The 25,535-nt window shown below is 44.2% G+C and carries 25 protein-coding genes and 2 pseudogenes; 14 read left to right on the top strand and 13 right to left on the bottom strand.

Translation table 11 applies throughout. The annotated features are described in order from the left end of the window. Nucleotides 1–235 precede the first annotated feature (235 nt). A complete protein-coding gene (gene hpnH, locus F6K57_RS15555; protein ID WP_293069082.1) occupies nucleotides 236–1,255 on the bottom strand; it encodes an adenosyl-hopene transferase HpnH in 1,020 nt (339 codons plus the stop codon). Nucleotides 1,256–1,393: 138 nt separating this feature from the next. On the opposite strand from hpnH, the gene F6K57_RS15560 reads away from it, so the two are divergent. Beyond that, nucleotides 1,394–1,543, top strand: coding sequence for a hypothetical protein (locus F6K57_RS15560; protein ID WP_293069085.1), 150 nt, complete (start codon nucleotides 1,394–1,396; stop codon nucleotides 1,541–1,543). Between the two features lie 46 nt (nucleotides 1,544–1,589). On the opposite strand, the gene hpnA is transcribed toward F6K57_RS15560, so the two are convergent. Both hpnA and F6K57_RS15570 read right to left on the bottom strand, forming a co-directional pair. Further along, entirely contained in the window at nucleotides 1,590–2,561 is a 972-nt protein-coding gene (gene hpnA, locus F6K57_RS15565; protein WP_293069088.1) for a hopanoid-associated sugar epimerase, read from the bottom strand. Nucleotides 2,562–2,655: 94 nt separating this feature from the next. After that, on the bottom strand, nucleotides 2,656–5,643 hold the full coding sequence (locus tag F6K57_RS15570; protein ID WP_293069091.1) for an efflux RND transporter permease subunit: 2,988 nt from the start codon (nucleotides 5,641–5,643) through the stop codon (nucleotides 2,656–2,658). 130 nt (nucleotides 5,644–5,773) lie between these two features. On the opposite strand from F6K57_RS15570, the gene F6K57_RS15575 reads away from it, so the two are divergent. Further along, nucleotides 5,774–6,349, top strand: coding sequence for a hypothetical protein (locus tag F6K57_RS15575; RefSeq protein WP_293069094.1), 576 nt, complete (start codon nucleotides 5,774–5,776; stop codon nucleotides 6,347–6,349). A 12-nt stretch (nucleotides 6,350–6,361) separates the two neighbouring features. Here the strand turns inward: F6K57_RS15575 and aat are convergent, their stop codons facing one another. Further along, nucleotides 6,362–6,946 carry a leucyl/phenylalanyl-tRNA--protein transferase gene (gene aat / locus F6K57_RS15580; RefSeq protein ID WP_293069097.1) on the bottom strand — a complete coding sequence of 195 codons (585 nt, stop codon included), beginning with the start codon at nucleotides 6,944–6,946 and terminating at the stop codon, nucleotides 6,362–6,364. Nucleotides 6,947–6,978: 32 nt separating this feature from the next. After that, nucleotides 6,979–7,212: a hypothetical protein gene (locus F6K57_RS15585; RefSeq protein WP_293069100.1), complete on the bottom strand. Its 234-nt coding sequence runs from the start codon at nucleotides 7,210–7,212 to the stop codon at nucleotides 6,979–6,981. Nucleotides 7,213–7,271: 59 nt separating this feature from the next. On the opposite strand from F6K57_RS15585, the gene F6K57_RS15590 reads away from it, so the two are divergent. Further along, entirely contained in the window at nucleotides 7,272–7,700 is a 429-nt protein-coding gene (locus F6K57_RS15590) for a TerB family tellurite resistance protein (protein ID WP_293022163.1), read from the top strand. Nucleotides 7,701–8,070: 370 nt separating this feature from the next. Then, nucleotides 8,071–9,321 (top strand): S-layer homology domain-containing protein, encoded by a 1,251-nt coding sequence (locus tag F6K57_RS15595; RefSeq protein WP_293022161.1) that lies wholly within the window; start codon nucleotides 8,071–8,073, stop codon nucleotides 9,319–9,321. Between the two features lie 92 nt (nucleotides 9,322–9,413). Here the strand turns inward: F6K57_RS15595 and F6K57_RS15600 are convergent, their stop codons facing one another. Next, nucleotides 9,414–10,835: a GAF domain-containing sensor histidine kinase gene (locus tag F6K57_RS15600; RefSeq protein WP_293069105.1), complete on the bottom strand. Its 1,422-nt coding sequence runs from the start codon at nucleotides 10,833–10,835 to the stop codon at nucleotides 9,414–9,416. A gap of 199 nt (nucleotides 10,836–11,034) precedes the next feature. Between F6K57_RS15600 and F6K57_RS15605 the strand changes: the two genes are divergently transcribed. The 3 genes from F6K57_RS15605 (at nucleotide 11,035) to F6K57_RS15615 (ending at nucleotide 13,115) form a co-directional block, all read left to right on the top strand. Next, nucleotides 11,035–11,526, top strand: coding sequence for a transposase (locus tag F6K57_RS15605; RefSeq protein ID WP_293069108.1), 492 nt, complete (start codon nucleotides 11,035–11,037; stop codon nucleotides 11,524–11,526). 23 nt (nucleotides 11,527–11,549) lie between these two features. Next, entirely contained in the window at nucleotides 11,550–12,308 is a 759-nt protein-coding gene (locus tag F6K57_RS15610; protein ID WP_293056381.1) for a transposase, read from the top strand. 489 nt (nucleotides 12,309–12,797) lie between these two features. Then, nucleotides 12,798–13,115 carry a DUF3155 domain-containing protein gene (locus F6K57_RS15615; protein ID WP_008178570.1) on the top strand — a complete coding sequence of 106 codons (318 nt, stop codon included), beginning with the start codon at nucleotides 12,798–12,800 and terminating at the stop codon, nucleotides 13,113–13,115. Nucleotides 13,116–13,250: 135 nt separating this feature from the next. Here the strand turns inward: F6K57_RS15615 and F6K57_RS15620 are convergent, their stop codons facing one another. Together F6K57_RS15620 and F6K57_RS15625 are read right to left on the bottom strand one after the other, a co-directional pair. Continuing rightward, a complete protein-coding gene (locus F6K57_RS15620) occupies nucleotides 13,251–13,799 on the bottom strand; it encodes a cofactor assembly of complex C subunit B (protein ID WP_293022150.1) in 549 nt (182 codons plus the stop codon). Nucleotides 13,800–14,036: 237 nt separating this feature from the next. After that, nucleotides 14,037–14,438, bottom strand: coding sequence for a helix-turn-helix transcriptional regulator (locus F6K57_RS15625; protein WP_293022147.1), 402 nt, complete (start codon nucleotides 14,436–14,438; stop codon nucleotides 14,037–14,039). A gap of 878 nt (nucleotides 14,439–15,316) precedes the next feature. Between F6K57_RS15625 and F6K57_RS15630 the strand changes: the two genes are divergently transcribed. From F6K57_RS15630 to rpsN, 6 genes and pseudogenes are all read left to right on the top strand, one after another. Next, entirely contained in the window at nucleotides 15,317–15,886 is a 570-nt protein-coding gene (locus F6K57_RS15630; RefSeq protein WP_293069113.1) for a DUF3611 family protein, read from the top strand. Nucleotides 15,887–16,130: 244 nt separating this feature from the next. Beyond that, entirely contained in the window at nucleotides 16,131–17,414 is a 1,284-nt protein-coding gene (serS, locus tag F6K57_RS15635) for a serine--tRNA ligase (RefSeq protein ID WP_293069116.1), read from the top strand. Between the two features lie 86 nt (nucleotides 17,415–17,500). Next, entirely contained in the window at nucleotides 17,501–18,592 is a 1,092-nt protein-coding gene (rseP, locus tag F6K57_RS15640) for an RIP metalloprotease RseP (RefSeq protein ID WP_293056038.1), read from the top strand. 416 nt (nucleotides 18,593–19,008) lie between these two features. Further along, nucleotides 19,009–19,068, top strand: a pseudogene (locus F6K57_RS42000) (hypothetical protein); the annotation flags it as partial. Further along, nucleotides 19,052–19,744 carry an endonuclease III gene (gene nth / locus F6K57_RS15645; protein WP_075899393.1) on the top strand — a complete coding sequence of 231 codons (693 nt, stop codon included), beginning with the start codon at nucleotides 19,052–19,054 and terminating at the stop codon, nucleotides 19,742–19,744. The pseudogene F6K57_RS42000 and the gene nth, both read left to right, overlap by 17 nt. Before the next feature lie 95 nt (nucleotides 19,745–19,839). Then, nucleotides 19,840–20,142, top strand: coding sequence for a 30S ribosomal protein S14 (gene rpsN / locus F6K57_RS15650; RefSeq protein ID WP_008178551.1), 303 nt, complete (start codon nucleotides 19,840–19,842; stop codon nucleotides 20,140–20,142). Nucleotides 20,143–20,369: 227 nt separating this feature from the next. On the opposite strand, the gene F6K57_RS15655 is transcribed toward rpsN, so the two are convergent. The 3 genes from F6K57_RS15655 to F6K57_RS15665 all read right to left on the bottom strand — a co-directional run bounded on the left by F6K57_RS15655 (nucleotide 20,370) and on the right by F6K57_RS15665 (nucleotide 23,372). Next, the gene (locus tag F6K57_RS15655) at nucleotides 20,370–20,705 is read right to left on the bottom strand and encodes a hypothetical protein (RefSeq protein ID WP_071104310.1); all 336 of its coding nucleotides are present in this window, start codon (nucleotides 20,703–20,705) and stop codon (nucleotides 20,370–20,372) included. Between the two features lie 235 nt (nucleotides 20,706–20,940). Beyond that, nucleotides 20,941–22,635 (bottom strand): cyclic nucleotide-binding domain-containing protein, encoded by a 1,695-nt coding sequence (locus F6K57_RS15660; RefSeq protein WP_293069119.1) that lies wholly within the window; start codon nucleotides 22,633–22,635, stop codon nucleotides 20,941–20,943. A gap of 284 nt (nucleotides 22,636–22,919) precedes the next feature. Further along, on the bottom strand, nucleotides 22,920–23,372 hold the full coding sequence (locus F6K57_RS15665; protein WP_293069121.1) for a Crp/Fnr family transcriptional regulator: 453 nt from the start codon (nucleotides 23,370–23,372) through the stop codon (nucleotides 22,920–22,922). A gap of 328 nt (nucleotides 23,373–23,700) precedes the next feature. Between F6K57_RS15665 and F6K57_RS15670 the strand changes: the two are divergent. Beyond that, nucleotides 23,701–23,793, top strand: a pseudogene (locus tag F6K57_RS15670) (RNA-guided endonuclease TnpB family protein); the annotation flags it as partial. 55 nt (nucleotides 23,794–23,848) lie between these two features. Here the strand turns inward: F6K57_RS15670 and F6K57_RS15675 are convergent. Both F6K57_RS15675 and F6K57_RS15680 read right to left on the bottom strand, forming a co-directional pair. Continuing rightward, nucleotides 23,849–24,043: a hypothetical protein gene (locus F6K57_RS15675; RefSeq protein ID WP_293069123.1), complete on the bottom strand. Its 195-nt coding sequence runs from the start codon at nucleotides 24,041–24,043 to the stop codon at nucleotides 23,849–23,851. Nucleotides 24,044–24,185: 142 nt separating this feature from the next. Next, a complete protein-coding gene (locus F6K57_RS15680) occupies nucleotides 24,186–24,737 on the bottom strand; it encodes a sterol desaturase (RefSeq protein ID WP_293069125.1) in 552 nt (183 codons plus the stop codon). Nucleotides 24,738–25,535 lie beyond the last annotated feature (798 nt).

Genomic DNA, 25,535 nt, shown 5'->3' on the forward strand with positions numbered 1-25,535 from the left:
GGAGCAGGGAACAGGGAGCAGGGAACAGGGAACAAAAATTATCACAATTCATTTGAAATAATGACCTTGAGCTTGATGTCAAGGTCATTTTAATCAAGAATCAGAAAGCTCAGATTAATGCGATCGCATTTAGGTTGCTCAAGTTGACCTTGCCGATCCTGCCAGGCTTTCCAATCCATCACCACTTAGACCTAGGAACTAGCGCCAGCTTTATGGTCTCGGAAATTGGTCAGGTTCACACTCCTCCTAACACACTACCCATAGCACGAACCATATTCTGGGGCTGAAACGCATCCACAGCCGCCGTCGGCTCATACCCACAATGGACCATACAATCGGCACACTTAGGATTACCACTAGCGCGACCATACTGATCCCAATTCGTTTCCTCCAGCAATTCCTTAAAAGTGGCATAATGCCCTTCATTTAACAAATAGCAAGGCTTTTGCCACCCCAAAACACTGTAACTAGGACTTCCCCAAGGGGTACACTCGTAATCTTTCTCCCCGATCAGGAAATCCAAAAATAAAGGATTATGGTTAAAATTCCAGGTTTTCTTCCCAGCCTTCAAAGGCGCTAAAATTTCCCGGAACATCGCCTTAGTCTGTTCCCGCTTCAGGAAATGCTCCTGATCTGGTGCCCATTCATAACTATATCCAGGAGAAACCATCATGCCGTCAATACCCAACATGGCCAGGAAATCAAAGAACTCCTGGATTTCCTTAGGATCAGTTCCCTCAAACACCGTCGTGTTAGTAGTCACACGAAATCCCCTAGCTTTAGCCGCCCGAATTGCCTGCACCACCTTATCAAATACCCCTTGACGGTCCACACACTGATCATGCCGTTCCCGTAAGCCATCCAAGTGAACGCTGAAAGTCAGGTAAGGGGAAGGTTGGAACTTATCCAGACACTTCTCTAACAACAACCCATTGGTACAGAGATAGACATACTTTCGCCATGCCACCAACCCCTTGACAATTTCGTCAATTTGTGGATGAAGCAAAGGTTCTCCCCCCGGAATAGAAACCACAGGAACACCACACTCTTTCACCGCAGCAAAGCACTCTTCAGGAGTCAGCTGGCTCTTGAGTATTTCCGTAGGATGCTGGATTTTGCCACAACCGGAACAAGCTAGATTACAGCGGAACAGAGGTTCCAACATCAGCACCAGGGGAAAGCGTTTACGACCCAAAAGACGCTGGGTCACAATATACTTTCCGACATCAAGAGCTTGTTGTAATTGAATTGCCATAATTGTCCTCACACCATATAATTAACGCTAATCATTGAGGGTAATCATGATTACCCCAAAGCTTTAACTATGATCAGCCTCGCCAATAAATTTATAATACTGTTGGTGAATTGCTTAAAATCCTAGACTTCGCGACAGTTGTCAGTTTCCCTATTTCCTGGAGCCAGCGGTAAGTACCTAGAGATAAATAAACGGAAGTGTATTAACTTTTTTAAAGCTGCCAAAAGTCTTTCTGTTCCCTGTTCCGGTGATCCGCTGTTCCCTTCCCCCCTTACTAAGGGGGGTTAGGGGGGATCCGCTGCTCCCTGTTCCCTGTTCCCTGTTCCCTGTTCCCTTAGCTAAACCAATCAACAGCATCCTTGAGGGCTTTCCTAATCGAAGATTGGGGTAACCCTAACTCTCTAACTGCTTTCGAGCAATCGTAATACATCGGGTGTTGTGCCATCCGCACCCCATTTAGCGGTATAGAAGGGGTTTTCCCGAAAGCAGTCAACACGCACTCATCAATCCAAGCCATACTCAGCGGTAGCCAGACCGGAACAGTTTTTTGAGGCGCACTCAATCCAGTAATTTCTGCAAGTTGCTCCAATAAGGATTTGAAGGATAGATTTTGGTTACCTAAAATATAGCGATCGCCTTTTTTCCCCCGGTCCAACGCCAACAGGTGACCCTGAGCCACATCCCGCACATCAATAAAATTTAATCCAGTATCCAAATAAAATGGCATTTTCTGCTGTAGGAAGCGCACAATAATTTCTCCCGTAGGAGTTGGCTTAATATCCATCGGACCAATGGGAGCGCTAGGATTAACAATCACCACATCAAGACCAGATTTAGCTGCCTTGATCGCTTCAGCTTCAGCAAAAAACTTAGATTTTTTATAGTCACCCACCAATTTCTCGACAGGACTCTGATGGGTTTCATCCACAATTTCCCCAGGTTTACCCACACCAATAGCCGCTACTGAACTGGTGTAAACAGTGCGTTCAATCCCAGCTTTACCAGCACTTTGTAGCACATTACGGCTTCCCTCGACATTGTTACGATAGAGTAAATCTCGATCCGCTTGCCACAGGGAATAATGGGCAGCGACATGAAATAATACCTGACATCCCTGCATCAGTTGGCACAAGCCTGGATCGTTCAAGTCACCGATAACGACTTCTATATCTAGACCCTGGAGGTTATCGAGTTGGCTAGTAGGGCGCACCAGAGCTCGCACGGAGTATCCTGCTTCAAGTAGCGATCGCACAACATGAGCACCGATAAATCCTGTTCCTCCAGTGACGAAAGCTTTGATTGCCATTGACGCACGCTCCTCTGTTTCCCAATTTCTTATTGCTTATAGCACTACCAATTAAGGTGTTTGACATTCCTAAACTCCGAAACTTAGTCATAGCTTACTTCTGACTTCTGACTTCTGACTTCTGACTTGCGCGTAGCGCTATACCAGAAAATAATCCTAGCCAGCAATCTTCCAGCAGGGTATACAATACTGGTACAACAATCAAACTCAATAACGTAGACGTAAGCAATCCACCAATAATTGCCACAGCCATCGGTTGTCGCAATTCTGCTCCTGCGCCAAATCCCAATGCCAATGGCAACATCCCCAAAATTGTCGAAGCAGTAGTCATTATAATCGGTCGCAAACGCACCACTCCCGTTTCCAGAATTGCCTCAGTGCGACTTAAACCAGCTCGACGAAGTTGGTTAACATAATCCATCAGCAAAAGCGCATTTTTGTCAAGTAGTCCCAGCAAAAAAATTAGACCAATCAGGGAAATCATGCCAAAATCACTCTGGGTGATCAGAAGTGCTAGCATTGCTCCCACAATAGATAAGGGCAACGACAAGCCCACCACCATCGGTTCTAACAATCGACCAAAAGGCAAAATCAGCACTAGTAACATACAGGTAACAGACAAGGTCAAGGTGCCAGCAAAACTCCCCAGCACATGACTACTCAGAGCCGAATCCCCCCACAGTTGTAACCTCACACCATCCGGTAAAATCAATTTGGCAACCTTTACCACCTCCTCAGTAGCATCTCCCAACCTTTGACCCTGGTTAAGGCTAGCACGAACATAAACCCCTCGCTGACCATTAACATGCTCAATCTCAGTAATCCTATTCCCTCGATTATTTTGACCAGTTGCCTCTACATCCACTAATCCTGGTAATGTCTCAATCCGATTTTTGAGATCTGCAGCAGTATTGCCTAACACCTCTAAATCATCACCCAATAAAGCAACTTGAACCGGTTTTTGAGTAGGTAGTTCGATAAACTGAATATCTTCAACACTAGTAGTTACACCAGAGATCTTTGGCAAAGCAGCCCGCATTTTTTCCTGAACCTGAGCAGTAGTATATTGGCGATTACGTTTAAGTTTGACCTGAAGGTTTCCTTTGTTGGGATCACCCTGTACCCCCACAACTGTATAGACCGATTCCACTTCAGGGAAAGCCAGCACCGCCTCTTCTAACTGCTTAGCTACCTGCTCAGATTGCTTCAGTACCAATTGCATCCCACTTTTAATCGGAAATAGACCATTAAACCCTGACTTTGATAGTTTTGGTTTTGAGAGTTGTGGTTTTAGCTGCTCCCTAAGGTCTGAATTAGTATCTGAATTAGTATTTGAATTACTTAATGACAATGACTTTGACTCTTCACTGTTAGAATCAAACCCTCCCAAATTCAGAATCTTATCAATTAAATCACCAAATTGAGAGGCACTAGGCATCTGAGGCAACGGTGCCGTATAGGTAATCATAAATTCCCCTCGGTCTAGGGTAGGAATAAACCCCTGAGGAATTAGGGGAATCAGGGAAATCCCAGCCACAAAGCTCAATACCGCTAATCCCACTACAAATTTCCGATGCCCCAGGGACCAGCGCAGCAAATCACGGTAGTTGGGATTAAACCTCAACCAAGAGTCGAAAACTACTCTCGATAATCTTGCCCTGTTCCCTGTTCCCTGCTCCCTTCTACCTGTTCCCTGTTCCCTGTGCCCTGTTTCCTTTTCCCTTTTCCCCTGCCTAGGTTTAAGCCAATAAACCGCAAGAACTGGGCACAAGGTCCGAGCAACCAACAAAGAGGTAAGAACTGCTGCCGAAACCGTCAGACCAAAGGGTTTAAAGAACTGTCCTAAGTTACCACCCATTAAACCAACCGGTAGAAATACCGCGACAATGGTCAAAGTAGAAGCAGAAACCGTCAGACCAATTTCATTAGTAGCAGAAAGAGCAGCTTGTCGAGGAGACTCCCCAGCCTCCAGGTGCCGAGAAATGTTCTCGACTTCTACAATGGCATCATCAATGATAATCCCAATTACCAGAGCCAAAGCTAGTAGAGTAATGGTTTCGAGATTGAACCCATAGATAGCCATCACAATAGCCGTTCCCAGCAGGGAAATTGGAATTGCCAAGGCAGTAATTAGGGTCGCACGCCAGTTGCGCAAGAAAGTAAAAATTACCAACACTGCCAGAACAATTGCCAGTAATAAACCATCAATAGTAGATTGAGTCGCTTCCCGGATATAGTTAGCTTGAGTCACTGCTAAGACTAACTGCACCTCTGGCAAACTACCTTGTAGTCTTTGCACCGCTTCCTCTACCCGACTAACCACATCTAAGGTATTAGCATCACCCCCTTTGATCACCTGAAAAGCCAAAGCTTCCTGTCCATTGAAGCGAATCCGAGTCGGGGTAATGGGTATGGGAGATTCGGGATTATCTCGCTGCTGTTCCTCCTTAATAATTTCTGGTGCTTGTTTGGTCAAGTCCGAGCCAGAATTGAGAGCCGTAAACGTAGTTTCCCCCCCTCCCAACAAATTGACTTTCAGAACTCCTGGAAGTTGAGCAATCTCTGGTAAAATACTAGTCTTAGCAATATCAGCTAATTGCTTCAGGTCTTTAGTATCACTCTTGATGGTGTAGCTAACTGCAGAGGATTCGTTCAAATTGAAGGGAATGACCTCAAAGGTTGCACCTTCAGGAATAGCAATTTGCCACAGTGTCTTTTCAACCTCCATTGAAGAAGAGTTGAGATCGGTTCCGACATCGAAATAGAGGGTAACCACCGTTCGACCAGGGTAGGTTGAAGAAACCATCTGATCGAGTCCTGCCAAAGGCAAAAGCCTTTCCTCAATCGGTTGAGTCAGTTTCTGCTCCGTTTCCACGGCAGTCTCCAATGGCACTTGAGCATTGACCACCACCACCGGAAAGGTAATATCAGGGAATAGGGCATACTTAAGGGAACTGAACGCCAAAAGCCCAGCCACAACCATTGCGATCCAAAAACCTATGGTTACTCGGGAATACTTAATGGCTAACCGGGAAATATTGAACCGCTCTCGTAAGACCTTGAGGAAACTCAACTTGACCATTTAAGACAATTATGTTAAGTCACTGCTTCCTTAGGATATACTTTGAGCGATCGGCTATAAGATCGGATTAGATTATCAAGACATGGGATTGATCAGGTAGCGCCACACTTCACTAACGCATTTGCTAGCAATGGATAAAGCTCTAGACCAAGCGATTGAGTTTTTAACAAGCCCATCGGTTACACCACCGACCTCTGAAGCTGTAGTCGAGGCACTACTTCAGGCAGAGACAACAGCTAAACGAACCAAACTCAGCCATGGCTATTCACAACTGATCGGAAATTGGCGACTAGGGTTTATTACAGGGACAAAGCGATCGCGCCAACGAGCAGGGGTGATCTTGGGTAGCGGACGATTTCTGCCAAAGTGGATCAAGATTAACCTATCCTACTCCCCATCAGAGTCTTCTCAAGACCAAGGAACGGTTCAAAATGCTGTTCAATTTGGACCGATTCAGATAGTTCTTACCGGTCCTACGAAGTTTTATCCTAAGACCAATATCTTAGCTTTCGACTTTACTCAAATCAGGATATCCTTATCTCGTATAACACTTTATCAAGGCTACATTAAAGGTGGACAAGACCGGGAAACTAGGTTCTATGAGCAACCCTTAAAAGAACAAGCATTCTTCACCTACTTTCTAGTGGAAAACCGTTGCATTGCTGCTAGAGGTCGGGGAGGAGGTTTGGCTGTGTGGACCAAGTAAGCCCTAGCTCAGTTAGATAGGTTCATCAAAGGAACAGGTTTGTGCTATTGCCTTCTGTAACAGCAGATTATACTCTTGCTCATTGACCGTACAGGCACCAAACCGTTCTAGGTGAGAATTCATCATCTGAGCATCAAACAGCAAAAAGTTGCGATCGCGCAACCGTTCTACCAGCTTAACCATAGCCACCTTTGAGCCCTCCGGAATCCGATAAAACATCGATTCACCAATGAACGCTCCACCAATTACAATCCCCAAAATTCCTCCTGCCAGCTGATTTCCCTGCCAAGTTTCAAAACTGTAGGCCCATCCAGCCTTATAAAATTGCCAATAAATCTCCTTTAGTTCTGGAGAAATCCAAGTAGTTTCGCGGTCAGCACAACCAGTCATTACTCCTAAAAAGTCTCGGTTAATGCTGACACTAAATCGTTCCTGATTTAAGACACGACGCAGAGATTTAGGATAGCGAAACCGCTCATCCAGAGGAATTATAGCACGTTCGCGGCTTGAGTACCAGCCTAAATTACCAGTATCATCTGCCATCAGGAAATAGCCTTGAGCATACCCTTGAATTAAGTAATCAATATCGATTTCCATTAACAGAAATAAGTGTGTAAGGAAGAACTAACTTAGTTAAGTAAAATTAAACGTAACATACTAGCGGTTAACACTTCTGTACAAAAAAAATTGGCTTTAAAGAAATCAGGTTTCTTACCTAGATTAAGGGGTCTAACTAAGTTAGTTTTCACAAACCCAGTTTTTTGACAAAGTTCTCCTCCGTCTCCCCAATCTTCCCACTCTTCCCCCTCTTCCCTTTCCACTTTCCCTTTTCCCCTAATCGTGGCAAGCTGTTGATGATTCAAGGTTGATTGGCAACAAGTGCTGTATTGGTTCGGTTCCCCCCTACTGGAGAGATAAAGTCATGGTTACAAATTCTAGTGTCAAACAGTTGCTCAAAATTTTAATCGGTGCCGCCTGGATAGACGGTAAAGTTCAGGCAGAGGAACGGGAATATCTGTATAAAGTCGCCAAGGAATATGGAGTTGCTGACGACCCAGAGATTAAACCGTTACTGTATGAACTCAAAGCTGTGTCAGCAGATGAATGCTACAGTTGGGTGGAACAGTATTTAGGCGATCGCCCTAGTCCAGAAGACTATCAGCGCTTGATTGAAGCCCTCAGTGCCTTAATTTATAGCGATGGGCTGGTAGACACAGAAGAAGCCAAACTTCTGAATCGCTTGCAGTTACTCGACCCCAGCAGTCCATCTAAGCAGTCGAGTAGTCAAAAAGTACTCAAAGCAATTCAAAAAATTTACCGCCGGTGGATTGATAAGCAGTTTAGTGAATGATTACTGCATCAGTACGTCAGTGGGTCAGTGTTGAGTAATCAGTCCTGAAAAGTTCAGGACTTACCCAGCAACTCTAGCTGTAGGGTATCGCTTGGGACCGGTCTACTACAGGCCACACCCGGTCAACCGGTCACCCGACACCCTTGGGCTGATGTGACAATTTTTGATCTGGCAAGTGGTTGGCAACTCATCCAATGTTACTAGCGTCAAATTACTCAGATTGTGCCGAACTTATTGCTATTAAACAGGCATAATCTGGTTTTTTATGCTTATTTTGAGCAAAAAAAACAATTTTATTGAACCTAGGAACATCTAGCATCTGATTGGTTCTATTTACTTAAGAACACATTAATTTAATAGAATGCCTTCCATGCTTAACCTAAATCATTTTCAATCAGGAACTGCTGCTGTTTTAGCCCTTGGACTCACCGCCACCACCATGGCTCCCCTAGTCGCACCTGCTCCGTCTTTTGCCCAAAGCACTAACTTTATCGATGTTTCATCCAACTACTGGGCAAGTGACTTTATTGGAGAATTATCCCAGCGCGGTATTATTGCCGGATTTCCTGATGGCTCCTTCAGACCAAATGCACCAGTGACCCGCGCTCAGTTTGCGGCAATGCTACGTAAAGCAAATCAAGATTTCAATAAACCCGCCATTCGCGGTGGCAACAGTTTCGTGGATGTTGCTTCCAACTACTGGGCAAATCCTGCCATTCAGGAAGCCTACCAAACCGGATTTCTGAGTGGTTACCCTGGTAATATCTTTAGACCTGAACAAAATATTCCCCGCGAACAAGTTTTAGTAGCCCTTTCTAATGGACTGAATTTCTCTTCCAGCGGTTCTACCTCAGAACTGGTCAGTTTCTACCGGGACGGCAGCCAAATTTCTAACTTTGCCCGTGCTCCCATCGCTGCTGCTACAGAAAATCGTTTGGTGGTTAATTATCCTAACGTTGCCTTTCTCAATCCGACTCGGAATGCAACTCGTGCAGAAGTTGCAGCTTTTATGTACCAAGCGCTGGTGGCAACAGAACAAGCCCCAGTGATTAGCTCCCAATACATTATCGATCCCAATCCAGCACCTGTAGCCTTCACAATTCCTGCAGGTACTTCTATTCCGGTTAAGTACAAAAAAGATAAAATTCTGCTCGCCCAAGAGGAAACTATTCCCCTAACCCTGACAGTGGATCTAAACATTACCACTGCTGATGAGGGCAAGTTGCTGATTCCTGCTGGTAGTGAAGTGGTTGGCGAACTCCGTGCTACAAAAGAGGGAGCTCAGTTTGTAGCTCAGCAGCTGTTGATCAATGGTGAAACCCTATCCTTTAATGCCACCTCTGAGGAAATTACCACCACTGAAACTATTCGCAAGGGTAGCAATCCAGGGAGTATCCTAAAAGATGCAGCAGTTGGTACCGCTGCCGCCGCTGCTATCTCTGCCGTTACCGGTGACCGTGCGATCGCTACAGAAGAAATCTTGATCGGAGTTAGTTCTGGCATCGCTTTAAATATCGGCAAACGTTTATTCGGTAGCAGCAGCGTTGACCTATTTATGGTTGAACCAGAAACCGACTTACAGCTTACCATCGACTCTGACCTGGTGATTACCAGTCAGTAACTAGATATGTGGACAGTTAACTGTTGAGAGGATGATAGATTAACCAATCAGAGCCAACCTCTCAACGGTCAACAACAACTATGTACTGAGGGCTACTGAGCGTAAGTCAACCAAACGATAAAGGTTGTTCCCATGCTTGAGTTATCTTGACCATGACTAATGGATAATTCCCCATTTTCCTCAGTCGATAGTAGTTTGGCAGGACTCAAAACTTCAATATCACCCTGCATGTATGCCATGAGTTCTTTTGCGATCGCTAATCCTAAACCAGTGCCAGGGATAGGACCATTAGCTTGAACTCCCCGATAATGCCGCTCAAACAGATGGTCTAAGTCTTCTGGAGCAATACCTGGACCAGTATCACTAATTGCGATCGCTATAGCATCACCATGATCAAGCCATTGTCCAACACCAACTTGGATATCAATTTTTCCCCCAGCTGGGGTGTACTTCAAAGCATTGTCAATCAAATTACTCAACACTTCCCGTAAAGCCTTAGGATTCCCTTTCACCAAAGGTAAGTCGGGGGCAATAGAGCAATGCAACTCCAAATTAGCCTCTTGAGTAATAGCGTCAGCAGATATAAGCAAGGGTTCTAAGACATCCTTGACCGCAAACAGTTCCAAAGGAAGAGTTTTGTCCGTGAGTAGGGGAAATTCCCCTGGGGTGGAGTGTGGTTCGGAGTGACTAGTTGGGTAAATCTCCCCAAGATCATCTGATTCTGGGGATGAGGAAGCCTCAGCCGTAGCTACAGGTAACGTTAGGGATGCTGTATCGGTTTGGTTCATGTCCAGGCAAGCATTAAACTGTTGCAGCAACTCCTGTAAGCGATCGCTTTCTCGTATAATGCTCGAAGCCACTGGATAGTTTTTATCTCCTGGTACCAGTCGCTTGAGCAGTAGCTTACCAAAGGTTCGTAACGCCATCAGGGGATTACGAAATTGATGCAGCAGATCGTCAAGCATATCCCGTTGTTTTGCCTGTAGACGTCTGTGCTGAGTCAACTGCTGCTCAAACCAACCTTGACGCTGTTCTATGACATATGCGATCGCTAAGGTTCTAGCAATGCGTTCCACACTTGCCTGTTCTGTGTGATTCCAAGGTCTATCATCACGAGCACTCACCAATAACCCCATCACTATCCCTTCATGGATTAGAGGTAAAACGATTTGGTGCTGCTGCTGTAGGGAATTTTCTGTCCAGTCAAAAGAGGTTGAACCCACATCTTGCTCTTGGTTATTTCCCTGAGGGAGTAGCCGAGGTAAGCTGCTGGATAATCGAGGAATCTGATCAATCTCACCTATTTTCTGTGGCAAAACCCAGTCAGGATCACTCATATCCCACACGGTACTTGTTTCCGGATAAACTACCACAGGAATTAGCTTTGCCTGATTGCCCTCAACGAATTCTTCCGTTAAATATACAGCACCACTAGCTGCTCCCAGTCCTTGGGTTAATAAAGCCACTTGGTTTCGACACAGGGAGACAAATTCTGAACTGACGCGAGTGAACATGAGCTATAGATGAGTCTCTGGGTTAATGCTACTGGAAGTTAAGCCACTATCAGCTTTCCTTCTATAATGTCGAACCCCTTAACTAGCGAGGGGGTCTGGGGGATACATGGACTCCCCCAGGCTGAGCGGGTGGGTTCGATGCCCACCCTATAAGCATTTACCATTGTCACCTCAGTGTGGTAGAATAGGGGCTATGTTGATGATGAACTACACATACAGGATTTATCCCAGTCAGGATCAACAACAGATCCTCAAAGACTGGCTTGAGACTTGTAGACGAGTCTATAACTACTCATTGAGGGAGTTGAAAGACTGGATTGCTAGTCGTAAATGTCCTGTGGATAGGTGTTCCATTGACTTAGAATACATCATTCCTGCCGATACACCGTTTCCTAGTTATCACCGTCAACAAAACAATCTACCCAAGGCCAAGAAAACCAACCCATTTCTAGCTTTGGTGCATTCCCAAGTTTTGCAAACAACCGTTAGGCGGTTACATGACTCATGGGAAGCAATGCAGTCTAGAGGGTTTGGGTTTCCTAGATTCAAGAAACGCGGGCAATACAAATCATTTGTGTTTCCTCAATTCAAATCTAATCCAGTCAGTAATGCACATATCAAACTTCCAACGAGGTGCGCTTTCCGTTGGCGAATTAAATTCGCCACGGGTCGCACCTCAAGATTGGCTTAGTTCCGATTCGGCTCCATCGGGAAATCCCCGAAGGATTCCAGGTCAAACAGGTTAGAGTCTTGGCTAAAGCTAGACAGACACAATGGTATGTTGTTATATCGATGGCACTGGATGTCGATATTCCTGATCACCCTGCTGTAGGCAGGGCAATCGGAATCGACCTTGGGTTAGAGAAATTCCTGACAACTTCAGACGGTTTCACAGTTGAACGGCCTAAGTTTTTCAAGTCACTGCAAGGCAAGCTGGAATTGCTGCAACGCAGAGCAGCTAGAAAGCAAAAGCGTTCTAATAACTGGGAAAAGGCACAACTGAAGGTGGCCAGACTACATCAAAAAATAGCGAATACTCGCAAAGACTTTCATCTGAAAACAGCCCATTTACTCTGTGACCAAGCTCAGACAATCTTTGCAGAAGACCTCAACACAGTAGGACTCAATCGAGGGATGTTGAGGTTTGACTGTATTGATGCTTCATTCGGTCAATTCTTAGATCTTCTCAAGTGGGTAGCCTGGAAACGGGGATGCTACTTTAAACGAGTAGACCCCCGTGGAACCAGTCAGACTTGCCCTGAGTGTCAGGCAACGGTCAAGAAAGACTTGAGGGTCTCAGAACATTTTTGTCCTGAATGCGGCTACACAACTCACAGAGATCATGCCGCCGCTCAGATGATTAGATGGCGAGGATTGGAATTAGTACCCGTGGACAATTCGGGGAACGGAAACCGCTTGTCAAGTCGATCTGTCGGGGGAGAAATCCTAGATAAGTGGCGCAAAGGTGTTTAATCATCTGGGGCAGGAATACCCGTTTGTGAGGATGGGAAGCCTACACTATACCGAAGGTTAGTGTAGGAGGATGTCACACAATTGACTATTATGCCTTAGTGAGCTTTAGTGATCACTCATCAGTCATCAGTCATCAGTCATCAGTCATCAGTCATTAGTGATTAGACCTCTTACAAATATCCGTTACATCCATTGCCCGATCATCTGATCACCCCATCACCCCATCACCTGATCAGTGTAATTGTGAGATGAGTTTAAGGCTATTTTTTCTAATTATATTTAAGTTTTATTAAAACTATTAAATTTTTGTATTAATTTTCCGGAGGTAATGAGGAAACGGAAAATCCCCTAAAGTATTGCTGTCAAAGGTTTCAGCCGGGTTGTTTAGTTCTATGACAAGAGCTTGATCTTTTTAGAAAGAGTCGATATAATTTCGACGGCTTTTGTAACTATCTTTACAATTGCCAGCAAAAAGAGGAGGTAAAAAGGTTGGCAAGAAGACGTAAGCGTAAGAGTCGCCGCCGCCAAGAAGGGCGCAAGATACTTGAGCATGTACCTCAGTACAATCTAGAAAGTGGCGAGTATAAACCGGTTACAGCAGCACGGGCATACATTCGATCACAAGGGATAGTTCCACCTGCCCTACTACTGGTCAAACGTAACGAGCATACCACAGACCGTTATTTCTGGGCAGAAAAAGGGCTCTTCGGTGCCCAATATGTGGAAGAAAATCATTTTCTGTTTCCCAGTTTGCGATTAATCAACTCTCCCTTAAAAAAGGTAGGGGTTGCCGCTCGTAGCCGCTGAAACCTTACTGGTAATATTTATTGAAAGTGCTTTTACTTAGCCCTCCTCAAACTCTAAGGCTTGAGGAGGGCTAAGTATCTTGGGTTTATTTACCTATTCTGCTTATAGTGGGGGAAGATGTCAAACCCTGCTTGCTTACAACAAGGGTTTTAGTTTGAGGGACTGTTGAAGTTGTATTAGTTCATCGCGATGGCCAGTGACTATAACCAAACATTGCTCCGCAGCAGCTTGATCCCCAGGGGCTTGGGTAGACGCTGATTCTAATTTCAGAGATACCTGTTCGAGTCGCTCAGCTTTTTTCCAATAAAAAAGGCCCGCTGCGGGAGCTAGTGCCACTAGCCCCAAAAACACCTTAGTCAAAGTCGGAAACAAAATAGAGAGCACTAGAGATAAGCAGACTATACCACAGGCAGCTAGGACGGTTAAAAAGATAGCCAGAAACCAACTCGGTCGGACTATCCCCTGGAACGTGACTTGATTGGTGGCAGCATCCACCGCCGCCACCTGGTAGGCTCTTTGATCAAAATATTGCTTCAACTGGTTTAGAAGCGATTCTTCTGTTTCTGGGGAAGCTAGCTTCACTTGTTGTATTCGGTCTTTCACAGAGGCTCGAATAAAGAAAAACAAACCTACTGCCAATAAAAGGGTTAGCAAAAGTGTAGAAGCAAGAATAGTTGTATTCACTGAATATTAACTATAAAAATACACATCCTTTGCTACTACTTTACAATGTATGAGACACTAATGGTCAGTTTAGCTCGTCGGTACCCACTAGCTAGAGGCTGTAAGATGCTGGTGTGGGTAGATGGCTAGCAGGTAGCACGCCCTGAATTCACATCTGGGCAAAACAATGCATAACCTGACTTCTGGGATGCCACCAGGGTTTTCAAAGACAGCACCCTGGAATAAATTGCTACTTCCCTACCTAACTGACTCAACAACAGACTGGTGGCAGGGAGTCCTTGGCTGAAATTTCCCCACTGTTTCCTCAGCCATATAGTTATGCCAAAAACTGGCAAGTTCTATAGCTTTCTCCTGCCACTCTGGGCAGATTTGATACATCCTGCGTGGGCGTCCTCTTCCTTCTACTTTTTGCCAGTACGCTGAAATTGCCTGTTTTTCTTCAAGAAACTTCAGTGCACTGTAGAGGACAGTATCTGAGAGTCGATAGGTGGGGTATTCTTGTTCCAGTTGTTGGATCAGTTGTGTTCCATAAGACTCTCCTTGCAACAACACCGATAGCACATAGCATACCGCTAATTCTTTATTGAGATAGTTGGGCGGAGGATCTTGGAAAAAGCTATAGATATCTTCGAATTTCATCTGCATATGTAGTTGGAATTCCCAGTTATTCTAGATGGGATTAGAGGGTTTTCTGGCAAATAGTCATGGTTGGAGGCACCCTGGGAAATTCACGCGCGTTTTGCAGTGAGTTTTCTTGAAACGACTAACCTGGGTAGGTACATCGCTATCACAATTTATAACTTAAAAATCTCTGGCGTAGGGTTTAAATACCTCCCTAATTTGATGAAAGTTTAATGAATTTTGGACTTAACACACCTAAAAAGTAAAGATCAACTTTAATAATTGCTCGAAACCGTTATCCAAAACTACCGACTATCAAGGGTAACATCGGGAAGGAAGACAAGACAGACGAGTAACACCAATTTCATTGATGCGAGCTAGAGAGGATGATCTCGGATGGAAGGATGGGGGCATGGAGGGATGAATATCTAAGCTAATATCCATTTAAATTTCAGATCTTGCCACTTGTGCACAAGCCAGTCTACCATCTCCCCATCTCCCCATCTCCCCATCCCCCCATAAACCGCCATTCACAATTTAAATCCGTTAAAGCTTAATAATTTTTGTGGGGGTTGGTGTAAGTGGCGGTTGGTGTAAGTGGGAGTTAGTGTAACACAAAAGTGAACCATTAATGTGGCTCATCTCACATAGGACCCATTCAGGCAGGTTTTTTAGCAAATTAACGGTTCCCACATTACCTCAGGGCTTTATCTGCGATTTAGCTGGGGATGAATTGCGAGTGTGATCAATCCTTGTCACAATAAAGTTGGTTGCTGACCCCCCCGACCGACAACAAGGGTGTTTAGCTTCCACCCCAAGATTAGCCCTACGTCTTTTCGCGTTGCGGAGCGCGTGGTAGGCGGTTCAAAAGTGATTACTCAAGGGACACAGCCCCCATGCGAGAAATATCTGACACTTCCATCCCACCAGCTCGTCAAAAAATTGCCCTAACCCTGCGCAGATTCGGTTGGATTTCCTTCTGGACTCAGTTAATCCTAGGGGTATTTTCTATGGGGATTTTACTGTTTGAAAGGTTTGTCCTTGCCAGCCCTCAAGTTGACAATCAAGGGGGTCGAGGAATCGGCTTCGGTCTTTTTTTCTTCGCTTGTGGACTAGTGGCTTTAGGTATAGGCATTTATTTTGCCTACCGTTACACTGGCATCGCTAGTCGGCTGCTAGCTGCCAATGGGTCAGACATACCAAGCAAAGCTCAAACCCTTCAAACGATTAGGCTGGGCTTGATTGTGAGTTTAGTAGGAATGTTATTGACCATCATTGGCTCATTTGCAGTCATAGGCAGCCTTGTAGCCCTAGCTCTAGCTGAGCAACAAAATTCAGTTGGGTTGGCTTGTAATGATGTTCCACCGATAGACCTGTTTGTTGTGCAGGCAAACATCAACACTATTTTTGCTAATTTTGTTGGCATAGCGATTTCACTGTGGCTATTTAATCGAGTCAGTCGCTAGCCAACATACCTCACACCAGCTCACCAGCTCACCAGCTCACCAGCTCACCAGCCGACTCCCTACTCCCTACTCCCTACTCCCTACTCCCTACTCCCCTACTCCCGACTCCCGACTCCCGACTCCCGACTCCCAGCAGAAGTTAATTGCCGTTGGCAAGAAAACTGTGGCACATTGGTGAAGTTAGATCCATGTTGCTCAGATGAGTACCGATCATGCGATCGCGCCATTTTAGTAGAGAAAACTCGTGCTTGACCTAAAGCAAATTCGGGAAAATCCACAAAAGGTTCAAGAACTACTAGACCGACGTAGTGTCAATCAATATGACCTACAACCTATTCTGGAACTGAATCAGCGTCAGCGGGAGCTAGAAACATCCCGCACCCAGTTGCAGGCTCGTAGTAATGAAATTGGTAAGCTGATTGGTCAAAAAATCAAATCGGGTAGTCCTCCACAAAGCCCAGAAATTCAGTCGCTCAAGGAAGAGGGTAACCAAATCAAAACTAAGTTGAGCGAACTGGAACCCGAAGAAAAAGACCTAAAAGACCAGCTGAACACCCTCTTGCTATCCCTGCCCAACTTGCCCTGGGAATCCACACCGATTGGCAAGAGTGAAGCAGAAAATGTAGAAGTCCATCGCTGGGGTGATGAGTACATTCCCAAGGATTTCCAAATTCTCCCCCATTGGGAAATTGGCGAAAAACTCGGCATTCTTAACTTTGAGCGAGGGGTGAAAATCGCTCAGAGTCGATTTGTGACATTGATCGGGGCTGGTGCTGCTTTGGAACGAGCACTGATTAACTTCATGCTTGACCAGCAAATTGCTGCTGGCTATACCGAAGTGATGCCACCGGTACTGATCAACAGTGAATCCCTAACCGCTACCGGTCAGTTGCCTAAGTTTGCTGAGGACAGCTTCAAGTGCTCTGATGATGATTTGTGGTTAGCACCCACAGCAGAAGTGCCATTGGTGAATCTCTACCGAGATGAAATCCTCGAAGCATCCCAACTTCCCATTAATCTCTGTGCCTTCACCCCGTGTTTTCGCCGGGAAGCGGGTAGCTATGGGCGGGATACCCGGGGTCTAATTCGACTACACCAGTTTAATAAAGTTGAGCTAGTGAAAATTGTTGATCCGAGTACTTCCTCCGAAGAGCATCAGAAACTGCTTAAGAATGCTGAGGCGATCTTGGAAACCTTGAAATTACCCTACCGGACTGTAGAACTGTGTACAGGGGATATAGGTTTCTCAGCTGCTACAACCTATGACCTAGAAGTTTGGCTGCCTTCGCAAAGGACATATCGGGAGATTTCCAGTTGTTCCAATTGCTTTGATTTCCAGGCACGGCGGGGTAGGATTCGCTTCAAAGAGTCCGGCAAAAAAGGCACTAACTTTGTTCATACTCTCAATGGCTCAGGATTGGCAGTGGGGCGTACTATGTCAGCCATTCTGGAAAATTATCAGCAACCGGATGGAACGGTTAAGATCCCAGAGGCTTTACAGCCTTATATGGGGCGAGACGTGTTGTAATACCATGAGCCTAGAGCCTAGAGCCTAATTGCAATGCCTATACAATAGAAAAATGAAGTTAACATTACATTAAATTATTCACTTCTATGTCAATTTTGGCGGCGATTGCAGTTTTGGCAGTCTTGATTCTTGTTCACGAGTTGGGTCATTTTATGGCAGCTCGTCTGCAAGGAATCTATGCCAATCGCTTTTCTCTTGGCTTTGGTCCAATTCTATGGAAATATCAGGGTCCAGAAACTGAGTATGCAGTGCGAGCGATTCCCCTAGGGGGGTTTGTGGGTTTTCCTGATGATGACCCCGATAGCGATATTCCTCCCAATGATCCCAATTTGCTCCGCAACCGACCGATTCTAGACCGGGCAATTGTGATTAGTGCTGGTGTCATTGCTAACTTGGTCTTTGCTTACTTCCTGCTTGTGGCTCAGGTAGGAATGGTTGGCATCTCGCAATTCAACTACCAACCGGGTGTGGTAGTGCCTAAACTTGCCCCAGAAAGCAGTTTAGTGGCTACAGAAGCAGGCATCAAACCAAGAGACATCATTCTCGCCGTAGATGGTCAGGAGTTGGAAGCAAACCGGGAAGGGATTACTTTCCTGATGAAAGCGATTCAAAATCATCCCAACCAGCCCCTGGAAATGCGGATTCAGCGTCAAAAACAAACGCTACTGTTAAAGGTGATTCCGGAACCAGGGATAGATGGGAAAGGAAAAATTGGTGTACAACTGTCTCCCAATGGAGAAGAAGTGCGTCAACGTGCTGGTAGTTTGCTGGAGGTATTCAGTCGTGGTGCCGAAGAATATCAACGCATTACAGTCTTAACCCTGGAAGGCTTTGGTCAGCTACTGAGTAATTTTGGCGAAACGGCGGAACAAGTGTCTGGTCCAGTGGCAATTGTGGCGATTGGAGCCGATATTGCTCGTTCCAACGCTGTCAATCTTTTACAGTTTGCAGCTCTGATTAGTATCAATCTAGCGATTATTAATATCTTGCCCCTACCAGCCCTTGATGGTGGTCAGTTGGCTTTCTTACTGATTGAAGGACTTCGAGGTAAGCCCTTGCCCATGGAAGTACAGCAGAATATTATGCAAACTGGACTAGTGCTGCTTCTGGGTTTAGGTGTTTTCTTGATTATTCGGGATACAGCTAACCTGGGTTGGGTACAAAACTTATTCCAGTAACCCGTGTTTGGTTGTTATAGGTTACAGGTTGCAGGTTAGAGGTTACAGGTTGTAGGTTGCAGGTTACAGGTTAGAGGTTAGAGGTTACAGGTTAGAGGTTACAGGTTGCAGGTTACAGGTTACAGGTTAGAGGTTGCAGGTTAGAGGTTACAGGTTAGAGGTTACAGGTTGTAGGTTACAGGTTACAGGTTAGAGGTTGCAGGTTAGAGGTTCAAAGATTTATTGACCTAGGTTAGTTGATCCTGTGGGTTTTACTGGTATAGCTTCAGAAGAGATTTACCCTCGATCTTCTCAACATTGGCCTTGCGGCCACGCGTGCGCGTTCAACCTTCCAACCTTCTAACCTTTAACTGGCGCTTATCTAGCCAACGTTCAACCTTCCAACCTTCCAACCTTTCAACCTTCCAACCTTCCAACCTTCCAACCTTCCAACCTTCCAACCTTCCAACCTTCCAACCCATGAGTATTACCCGTAAATGGTCTGCCAAGCAGCAAAGATCCCTAGAGATTCTAATTCGCCTTAAGCGACTCTATCCGGACGCCACCTGCACACTGAATTACGAAACGCCAGTACAGTTAATGGTGGCAACCATTCTTTCAGCTCAATGCACCGATGAACGTGTGAATCAGGTAACACCAGGGTTGTTTCGCCAGTTTCCTGATGCTGTTGCGATCGCTAGTGCTGATATAGAAGTCTTGGAAACTTTAGTGCGCTCTACTGGCTTTTATCGTAATAAGGCGAAAAATATTCAAGGTGCCTGCCGCATGATTGTTAAGGAATACGGTGGTCAGGTACCGAAACAAATGGACAAACTCCTCAAGTTGCCTGGAGTTGCTCGTAAAACCGCCAATGTAGTACTTGCCCATGCCTATGGTATTAACCAGGGAGTCACGGTAGACACTCACGTCAAGCGCCTGAGTCAGCGTTTAGGATTGACAGAACACACCGATCCGATCAGGATTGAGCGAGATTTAATGGGGCTTTTGCCCCAGGAGGATTGGGAAAACTGGTCGATTCGGCTGATTTATCATGGTAGGGCAATTTGTAAAGCCCGAAAACCTGATTGTGATGCTTGTGTTTTGGCGGACTTATGTACCAGTGCCGATCTGGCTGAGGCAACGACTACTACAAACGACTACTACAACAGATAGCTGGAAAACTAACGCTACTGTACCAGCCTCTGATTAAGTTCATCGGATAAGATAAAAAGACAGTGTCTTGTTTTTAGATAGAATTTCAAGAATTAATGGCTAAAAAATCAATGATTGAGCGCGAAAAAAAGCGCAAAAAAATGGTAGAAAAGTACGCAGCTAAGCGGGAGGCGCTCAAGGAAGAGTTTAAAAATGCTGCGACTCAACGAGAAAGGTTAGAGATCCACCGGAAAATACAACAGCTCCCCCGCAACAGCGCCCCCTGCCGTGTGCGGAACCGTTGTTGGGTTACAGGGCGTCCTCGAGGTTACTACCGAGACTTTGGACTATCTCGCCATGTCTTGCGGGAATGGGCACACCAAGGTCTATTGCCAGGTGTGGTTAAATCAAGCTGGTAGGTTAATTGTTTGCAGGTTAACTGGTTGCAGGTTAACTGGTTGCAGGTTAACTGGTTGAAGGTTTTAGGTTGTCTGACATACCCGAGTCTACCCTTAGGGTTTTCCTACTGAAGAGGAGCATAGCCACTCTGCCTTGAGCTTCAACGGGCCCTTGCATGACGCTCTGGGAACTTTCAACCTTAAAACCTTGGCCAATAGGCCACGCGTTCGCGTTCAACCTGAAACATCTACTGCCCACAACAGCGGTCAATGCCAAGACTTTGTAAGAGTAGGTCACTGACAGCGTTAGCGATCGCAAATTCGCCGTAAAAACTTTCTCGAAAGTCAAACGACTGCATTTCTGTAACAATAGCAATCACAAGTGAACCCAAATCATTTTCTCCTTCCATCCGTTGACGGACGAAAATCTGGGCTGCTCGTTGTGCAATCGTTTGATTAATTGCTTCTGGGAGAAACTCTTGATCTAGCCATTGCGCAAGAGTTTCTCGTAACCATTCACCTTCCTGCTCAGGATTTGCAGCTGGTGGCAGAGTAATCGCTGGAATTGGTTTCGGTTTAGCCATAAATAAGGTTTGGTGACGGCTAAGCTAAATAGTTTTCTGTTGACATTTGATTCCATCATACTGTCAACACTCAACACTCAACACTCAACACTCAATACTCAACACTCAACACTCAACAAACTGATCCTGCTAAGCTGATGCGCATTTAAATTGGTTTTTCCCTGTTCCCAGATCCGCTGATCCGAAGTTCCCTTTGAGCAATTTAGGTATCCCAATCTAAATGCTGAACAGCTTATTAAAGACTAAAAAGCCTCTTGAGTCGCTTGCGAACCCAAGCTACAAGATTTCTGTCATCTTCTGCTGCATCCAACAACCCCATTTTCCGCATCTGTTTTTGTCGCTCAGCTAATTCTTCCTGATGCTTGCCTAATTCCTGGACAATGATCTCAGATAGATCTGGATAGTCCTGCAATAGTTGTTTAAAACCTTTATTGCTAATTACAAATAATAGTGACTCTTCTAACGCTCTAACTGATGCTGTTCTTGGTACGCCTAACATTAACGAAAGTTCCCCAAAAAATTGACCTGCCTGAAGACTATTAAGAGTTTTGTTAATCCTCTCTACAAAGACTTCGACAGAACCAGCTAGGATAATATAAAACGCATCTCCAGGGTCCCCTTCATGAAATAAAATCTCTGAGGCACGTAAGCGCTTTCGGTATCCAATTTCAATTAATTGTCTTAGTTCTAATTCAGTAAAATTTTTAAAATAATCGACCTGTCGTAGTAAGTCACGTAAAGCTAAAGGTCTAGGTGTTTTAACTTTGAATGGCTGCTGAGTTGATTGTTCAATAGTTTCTTCAATAGTTTCAAGATTTTGGCGGTGAATCTCTCTCCCCATCAGGGCTTCAGGGTTGCGCAGCCAGAAATCCCTTTGAGGGAAAGGAATTGAGAGTCCCTGCTGACGTAAATTATATTCAATAATAAAATTCAAAGAACTTCTTATAAAAGGTTCTTGATCAATTCGATTGACCCATACCCGAAGTTCAAAGTTTAAAGCACTATCACCAAACCCTTTAAAAAGAACTCTTGGTGTCGGCTCAGATAAGACGGATGGTTCTAAATAAGCAGATTTTAACAGGACTTCTGTCACTAATACTGGATCACTATCGTAAGCGACTCCTACAGGTATGTGTATACGGGCTTTATAGCTGTCAAAAGTCCAGTTAAGCATTCGGTTTTCCACCAGATGAGAGTTAGGAACTACTACATCTCCCCCCTCCCTTGTGCGGATGATTGTAGACCGCATGGAGACTTCTTTAACATATCCGGATAACCCATCAAATTCAATGAAATCACCAACTCTTATTGTTCGTTCTAATAGTAATGTCACACCACTGATAAAGTTTTTAGTTATATCCTGTAGTCCAAAACCAATTCCAACCCCTAAGCCACCAGCAATAACGGCTAATGACCCCAATTCAAAGTTATTATTCAGAACAATTACAATGCCTAATATCCCAAATGCGTAGCTGATGATTGTAGCGATGACTGCTCGATTAGCTTCGTCAATCCCCATTTGGGGAAGTAGCTGTTGTTTGAGAAAGTTTTTTAGGCTACTAGCAAGAAAAATTACTATCATTAAAGATAGTACTAATTTGATTAGTGATTTAATAGATAATTCAGTACTACCTACTTTAAAAATGGTGAATTCAATGAGTTCTAAACCACCTTGTTCATCAATAATATATACCAGTATAAGTAAAATAATATAACTAATTAATTTAGAAATAAACTCTCTTTTTTTTGGATCATTAACTAGCTTATTAAGGAGTTTATAATTCAGGATTTTTTTGAAATCTTGAATTATAAATTTAGCCGTTAAAAATAAAAATATTAATTGAAGTATGGTGAGAATAGATACAGACTCTCCTCCCAGTTGGAAGAGGGGGTTTCTTAAGAATTCTAAAACTAATTTATCAAGAGGCATAAATAACTGCTTTTCAGCTATGAATCTATATTTATACCACTTAATTTTAGTATTATTTTACTATTCCGATCTCAGAGTTGCTATTTACCACTTTTCCCGCTTGCAACTCCCAGACCAGTGAAATTCATTGCACGACCGAGCATGAAGCGCTTTGAGCAACACAAGTACTTTTGAGTCAGGCACAAGCAACAAACCTGACAACAAAGCCTAAAAACCCCTTGCCACACTGACAAAATCAGTAATCAGCACACTAATCAGCACTCAGTACTAGCTTCAAGTTAGCTTCAGAAATTATTACATATTATACCATGTTTGACAATGATGTGACGGTCTCTGTCAAATGTAATCACACCACGGTTATGGAGTTCTCCTAGAGTTTTAGTCACTGTGACCCGAGAGGTGCCGATGGCATTAGCTAGATTCTGATGGGTCATGGGCACACTCAAGCGAGTTCCCGAGGGAACTGGCTCCCCCATTTCCTGTTTCAACAAGAATAATAACTGCTGCAAGCGGTCTTCCACTCGGCGCAGTCCAGCGATCGCTAAAAGTGCTTCTGTCTGTTGTATCCTGTGACCTAGCTGATTGAATAGGGTATGAGATAGATGAGGGGACGCTTCCAATTCAATCATCGAAAACCATTTAAGATGCACTTCGGATAAAGCTTGAGCCTGATAGGTGTCTAGAGCAGCCAACCCAATCCGGAAGGAGGTATCGGGCAATGCCCAACCTAGTAGCACTTCCTCTCCATCAAGGTTAATTTTACCAAAAAAATGGGTCTAAAGCCCCGTCCTTCGTTCGACGGCAATTCTAAGAGACAATGGGATTGAAAGTTGGCACCTTGTGTGCTACACTAAAAGTATAATCAATAGACTGTAGTAGCTAGATACTGTCTAAACATAAGTAGGCAACGTAAAAAATATGTAGAGCGTACATATTTCGTAATTGGGTCTAACGACTTAAATGTTTATGAAAGATTTAGATAAAAAAGTATCTAGTTAAATAGATTTTGAAAAGGTACGGTGGGGCACACCGAAACCCAAGTCGGAAGACTAAATACGCTTGTGGATTTAAAGTTACCGTAAGAATAGTGGAGCCTTTATAGTCGGTCGGTTATGCAGCATAGGGGAAAGGTTTTGTAGTAAGGCTCCACTATTCTAAGGTTTCGTCTCCAAGGAGACCTCTATTTTTCCTGGCTCCGGCAAGGGATAACAAGTCACCCCGTGGAAGCAAGAATCCCCGTCCTTCCAGGGCGGGGAGTGTCAATCAGTTGAACAATACCTTGACAGACTTGCCAGATCCCAGGTGCAACCAAAGGAATGATTTCCCCCTTTGAATACCAACGCAGCCGCTGTCGCTGTTTTTGTCCGTCTTGGGATATTCCGTGAAAGGCCTTTTGGGTTAGAGGCATTGTTTATAAGTTCTGTAGCTTCTAAAGCTCTATTAAACGCTCTTGATAATGGGTAGGCAAAATAGTTTTGGTTTACCGTTGACTGTTTACCGTCCAGGGTTGACTTTAACATTTACTTAGTAAACAGTCAACAGCCAGCATCCTAACTTGATTTATCCCTACTTAGTTTATATTTCTTCTTAACTGACATCAAAAACCTATACCAGGCTTGGGCTGGTTGGTCGTAAAATGTGAAGATATCCCCATAAGCAACTGTGGCATCCTGATGATGAAGCCAATGCTTTTCTGGAGTAGTAATGCACAAGAAGTTGCAAAAGCGCTCTAGGGTCTCCGGAGTTTTCCACTCCATCACAGAAACATGCCTCCAGATCACATGAAGCTCACCCAAGACTAGTCCCAAGATAGTTCCTAGAGGAGAAATTTGCCAGAACCAAGGCACAAACATCAAATAAGGAAAGGCACCTGCGAAACCATCAAGGATTACCAGGGGGTTCTTAGTTAATACAGCATAGTGAATGAAGCTACGATTCTTACTATGGTGTACTATGGCATGGAATTTACCAAAAATGTGCTCAGGGACATGGTACACAAAAGTAGAAAGGAAATCCCCAAGTAGTAGCTGCACTAAAGCAACCAATAAAATCTTAATGATGAACACATCTAACTCCTCTTCGTCTGCGCTGATCTTAGTCAACAAAAGTTAAGGTTTGTCAAAGAATAGGTTAAACTTAAATTTATTATTTCTTGAAGGTATGCTACTATAGCAATTCTCAATCATTCTTGTACAATAATCGCTTTCTTATCTAAGATTTGAAATTAAGCCAATGTTTTCAACTTATCACTTATGACTCCTGACTTCTAATTTTTATACTTCATCTAAGTTGTACCACTCCGGCACGACGCGCTATATAATTTGAATTACTGAATTAATTGATATCCCTTTGCGGTTAATAGTTAATAGTTAATTGTCCCTTAACAATTAACCAACAAGCTTCAATGATCAGTAGTCAACTGGACAGCATATCAATCTGTCTATAGATGAGCTATAATTGACACCAATATCAAGCAGGTTTTTTATTTAAAAACATACTCAATTTAAATATTTTAAAACTAGCAATAATTTCAAGCGAAATCAAGTCTATAGTGACTTATAGTTTTCCAAATTACAGCGTTTTTCACAACTATGAGGTACACAAAATTTTTTCCCTGTTCCCTATTCCCTGTTCCCTGCTCCCTGCTCCCTAAAACCCAGAGATTTGTACCTGACCGAATTTAAAACCGATGTACATTATATCCCGCAACTATCACAGTTTTTTTTACAGGACTGACGCAGTAAGCTGATGTGCATTTAAATTGGTTATTCCCAGATCCGCTGTTCCCTTTGAGGAATTTAGGTATCCCAATCTAAATGCTGAACAACTTAACCTTACTTGTAGTGGCGTGGCCAGCTTAAAATTGTCTAATATAGAGTAATATCATGTAGGGATAATTA

Source organism: Moorena sp. SIO4A5 (genome assembly GCF_010672005.1).
GTDB lineage: Bacteria > Cyanobacteriota > Cyanobacteriia > Cyanobacteriales > Coleofasciculaceae > Moorena.

Excerpts from the sequence above, each read along its gene's own strand:
- F6K57_RS15630 (WP_293069113.1), top strand. The coding sequence starts at position 15,317 with ATGCGAGAAATATCTGACACTTCCATCCCACCAGCTCGTCAAAAAATT.
- rpsN (WP_008178551.1), top strand. The coding sequence starts at position 19,840 with ATGGCTAAAAAATCAATGATTGAGCGCGAAAAAAAGCGCAAAAAAATG.
- aat (WP_293069097.1), bottom strand. The coding sequence starts at position 6,946 with ATGGAAATCGATATTGATTACTTAATTCAAGGGTATGCTCAAGGCTAT.
- F6K57_RS15655 (WP_071104310.1), bottom strand. The coding sequence starts at position 20,705 with ATGGCTAAACCGAAACCAATTCCAGCGATTACTCTGCCACCAGCTGCA.
- rseP (WP_293056038.1), top strand. The coding sequence starts at position 17,501 with ATGTCAATTTTGGCGGCGATTGCAGTTTTGGCAGTCTTGATTCTTGTT.
- F6K57_RS15625 (WP_293022147.1), bottom strand. The coding sequence starts at position 14,438 with ATGAAATTCGAAGATATCTATAGCTTTTTCCAAGATCCTCCGCCCAAC.
- nth (WP_075899393.1), top strand. The coding sequence starts at position 19,052 with ATGAGTATTACCCGTAAATGGTCTGCCAAGCAGCAAAGATCCCTAGAG.
- hpnA (WP_293069088.1), bottom strand. The coding sequence starts at position 2,561 with ATGGCAATCAAAGCTTTCGTCACTGGAGGAACAGGATTTATCGGTGCT.
- hpnH (WP_293069082.1), bottom strand. The coding sequence starts at position 1,255 with ATGGCAATTCAATTACAACAAGCTCTTGATGTCGGAAAGTATATTGTG.
- F6K57_RS15575 (WP_293069094.1), top strand. The coding sequence starts at position 5,774 with ATGGATAAAGCTCTAGACCAAGCGATTGAGTTTTTAACAAGCCCATCG.
- F6K57_RS15590 (WP_293022163.1), top strand. The coding sequence starts at position 7,272 with ATGGTTACAAATTCTAGTGTCAAACAGTTGCTCAAAATTTTAATCGGT.
- F6K57_RS15605 (WP_293069108.1), top strand. The coding sequence starts at position 11,035 with ATGATGAACTACACATACAGGATTTATCCCAGTCAGGATCAACAACAG.
- F6K57_RS15660 (WP_293069119.1), bottom strand. The coding sequence starts at position 22,635 with ATGCCTCTTGATAAATTAGTTTTAGAATTCTTAAGAAACCCCCTCTTC.
- F6K57_RS15570 (WP_293069091.1), bottom strand. The coding sequence starts at position 5,643 with ATGGTCAAGTTGAGTTTCCTCAAGGTCTTACGAGAGCGGTTCAATATT.
- F6K57_RS15600 (WP_293069105.1), bottom strand. The coding sequence starts at position 10,835 with ATGTTCACTCGCGTCAGTTCAGAATTTGTCTCCCTGTGTCGAAACCAA.
- F6K57_RS15595 (WP_293022161.1), top strand. The coding sequence starts at position 8,071 with ATGCTTAACCTAAATCATTTTCAATCAGGAACTGCTGCTGTTTTAGCC.
- F6K57_RS15675 (WP_293069123.1), bottom strand. The coding sequence starts at position 24,043 with ATGCCTCTAACCCAAAAGGCCTTTCACGGAATATCCCAAGACGGACAA.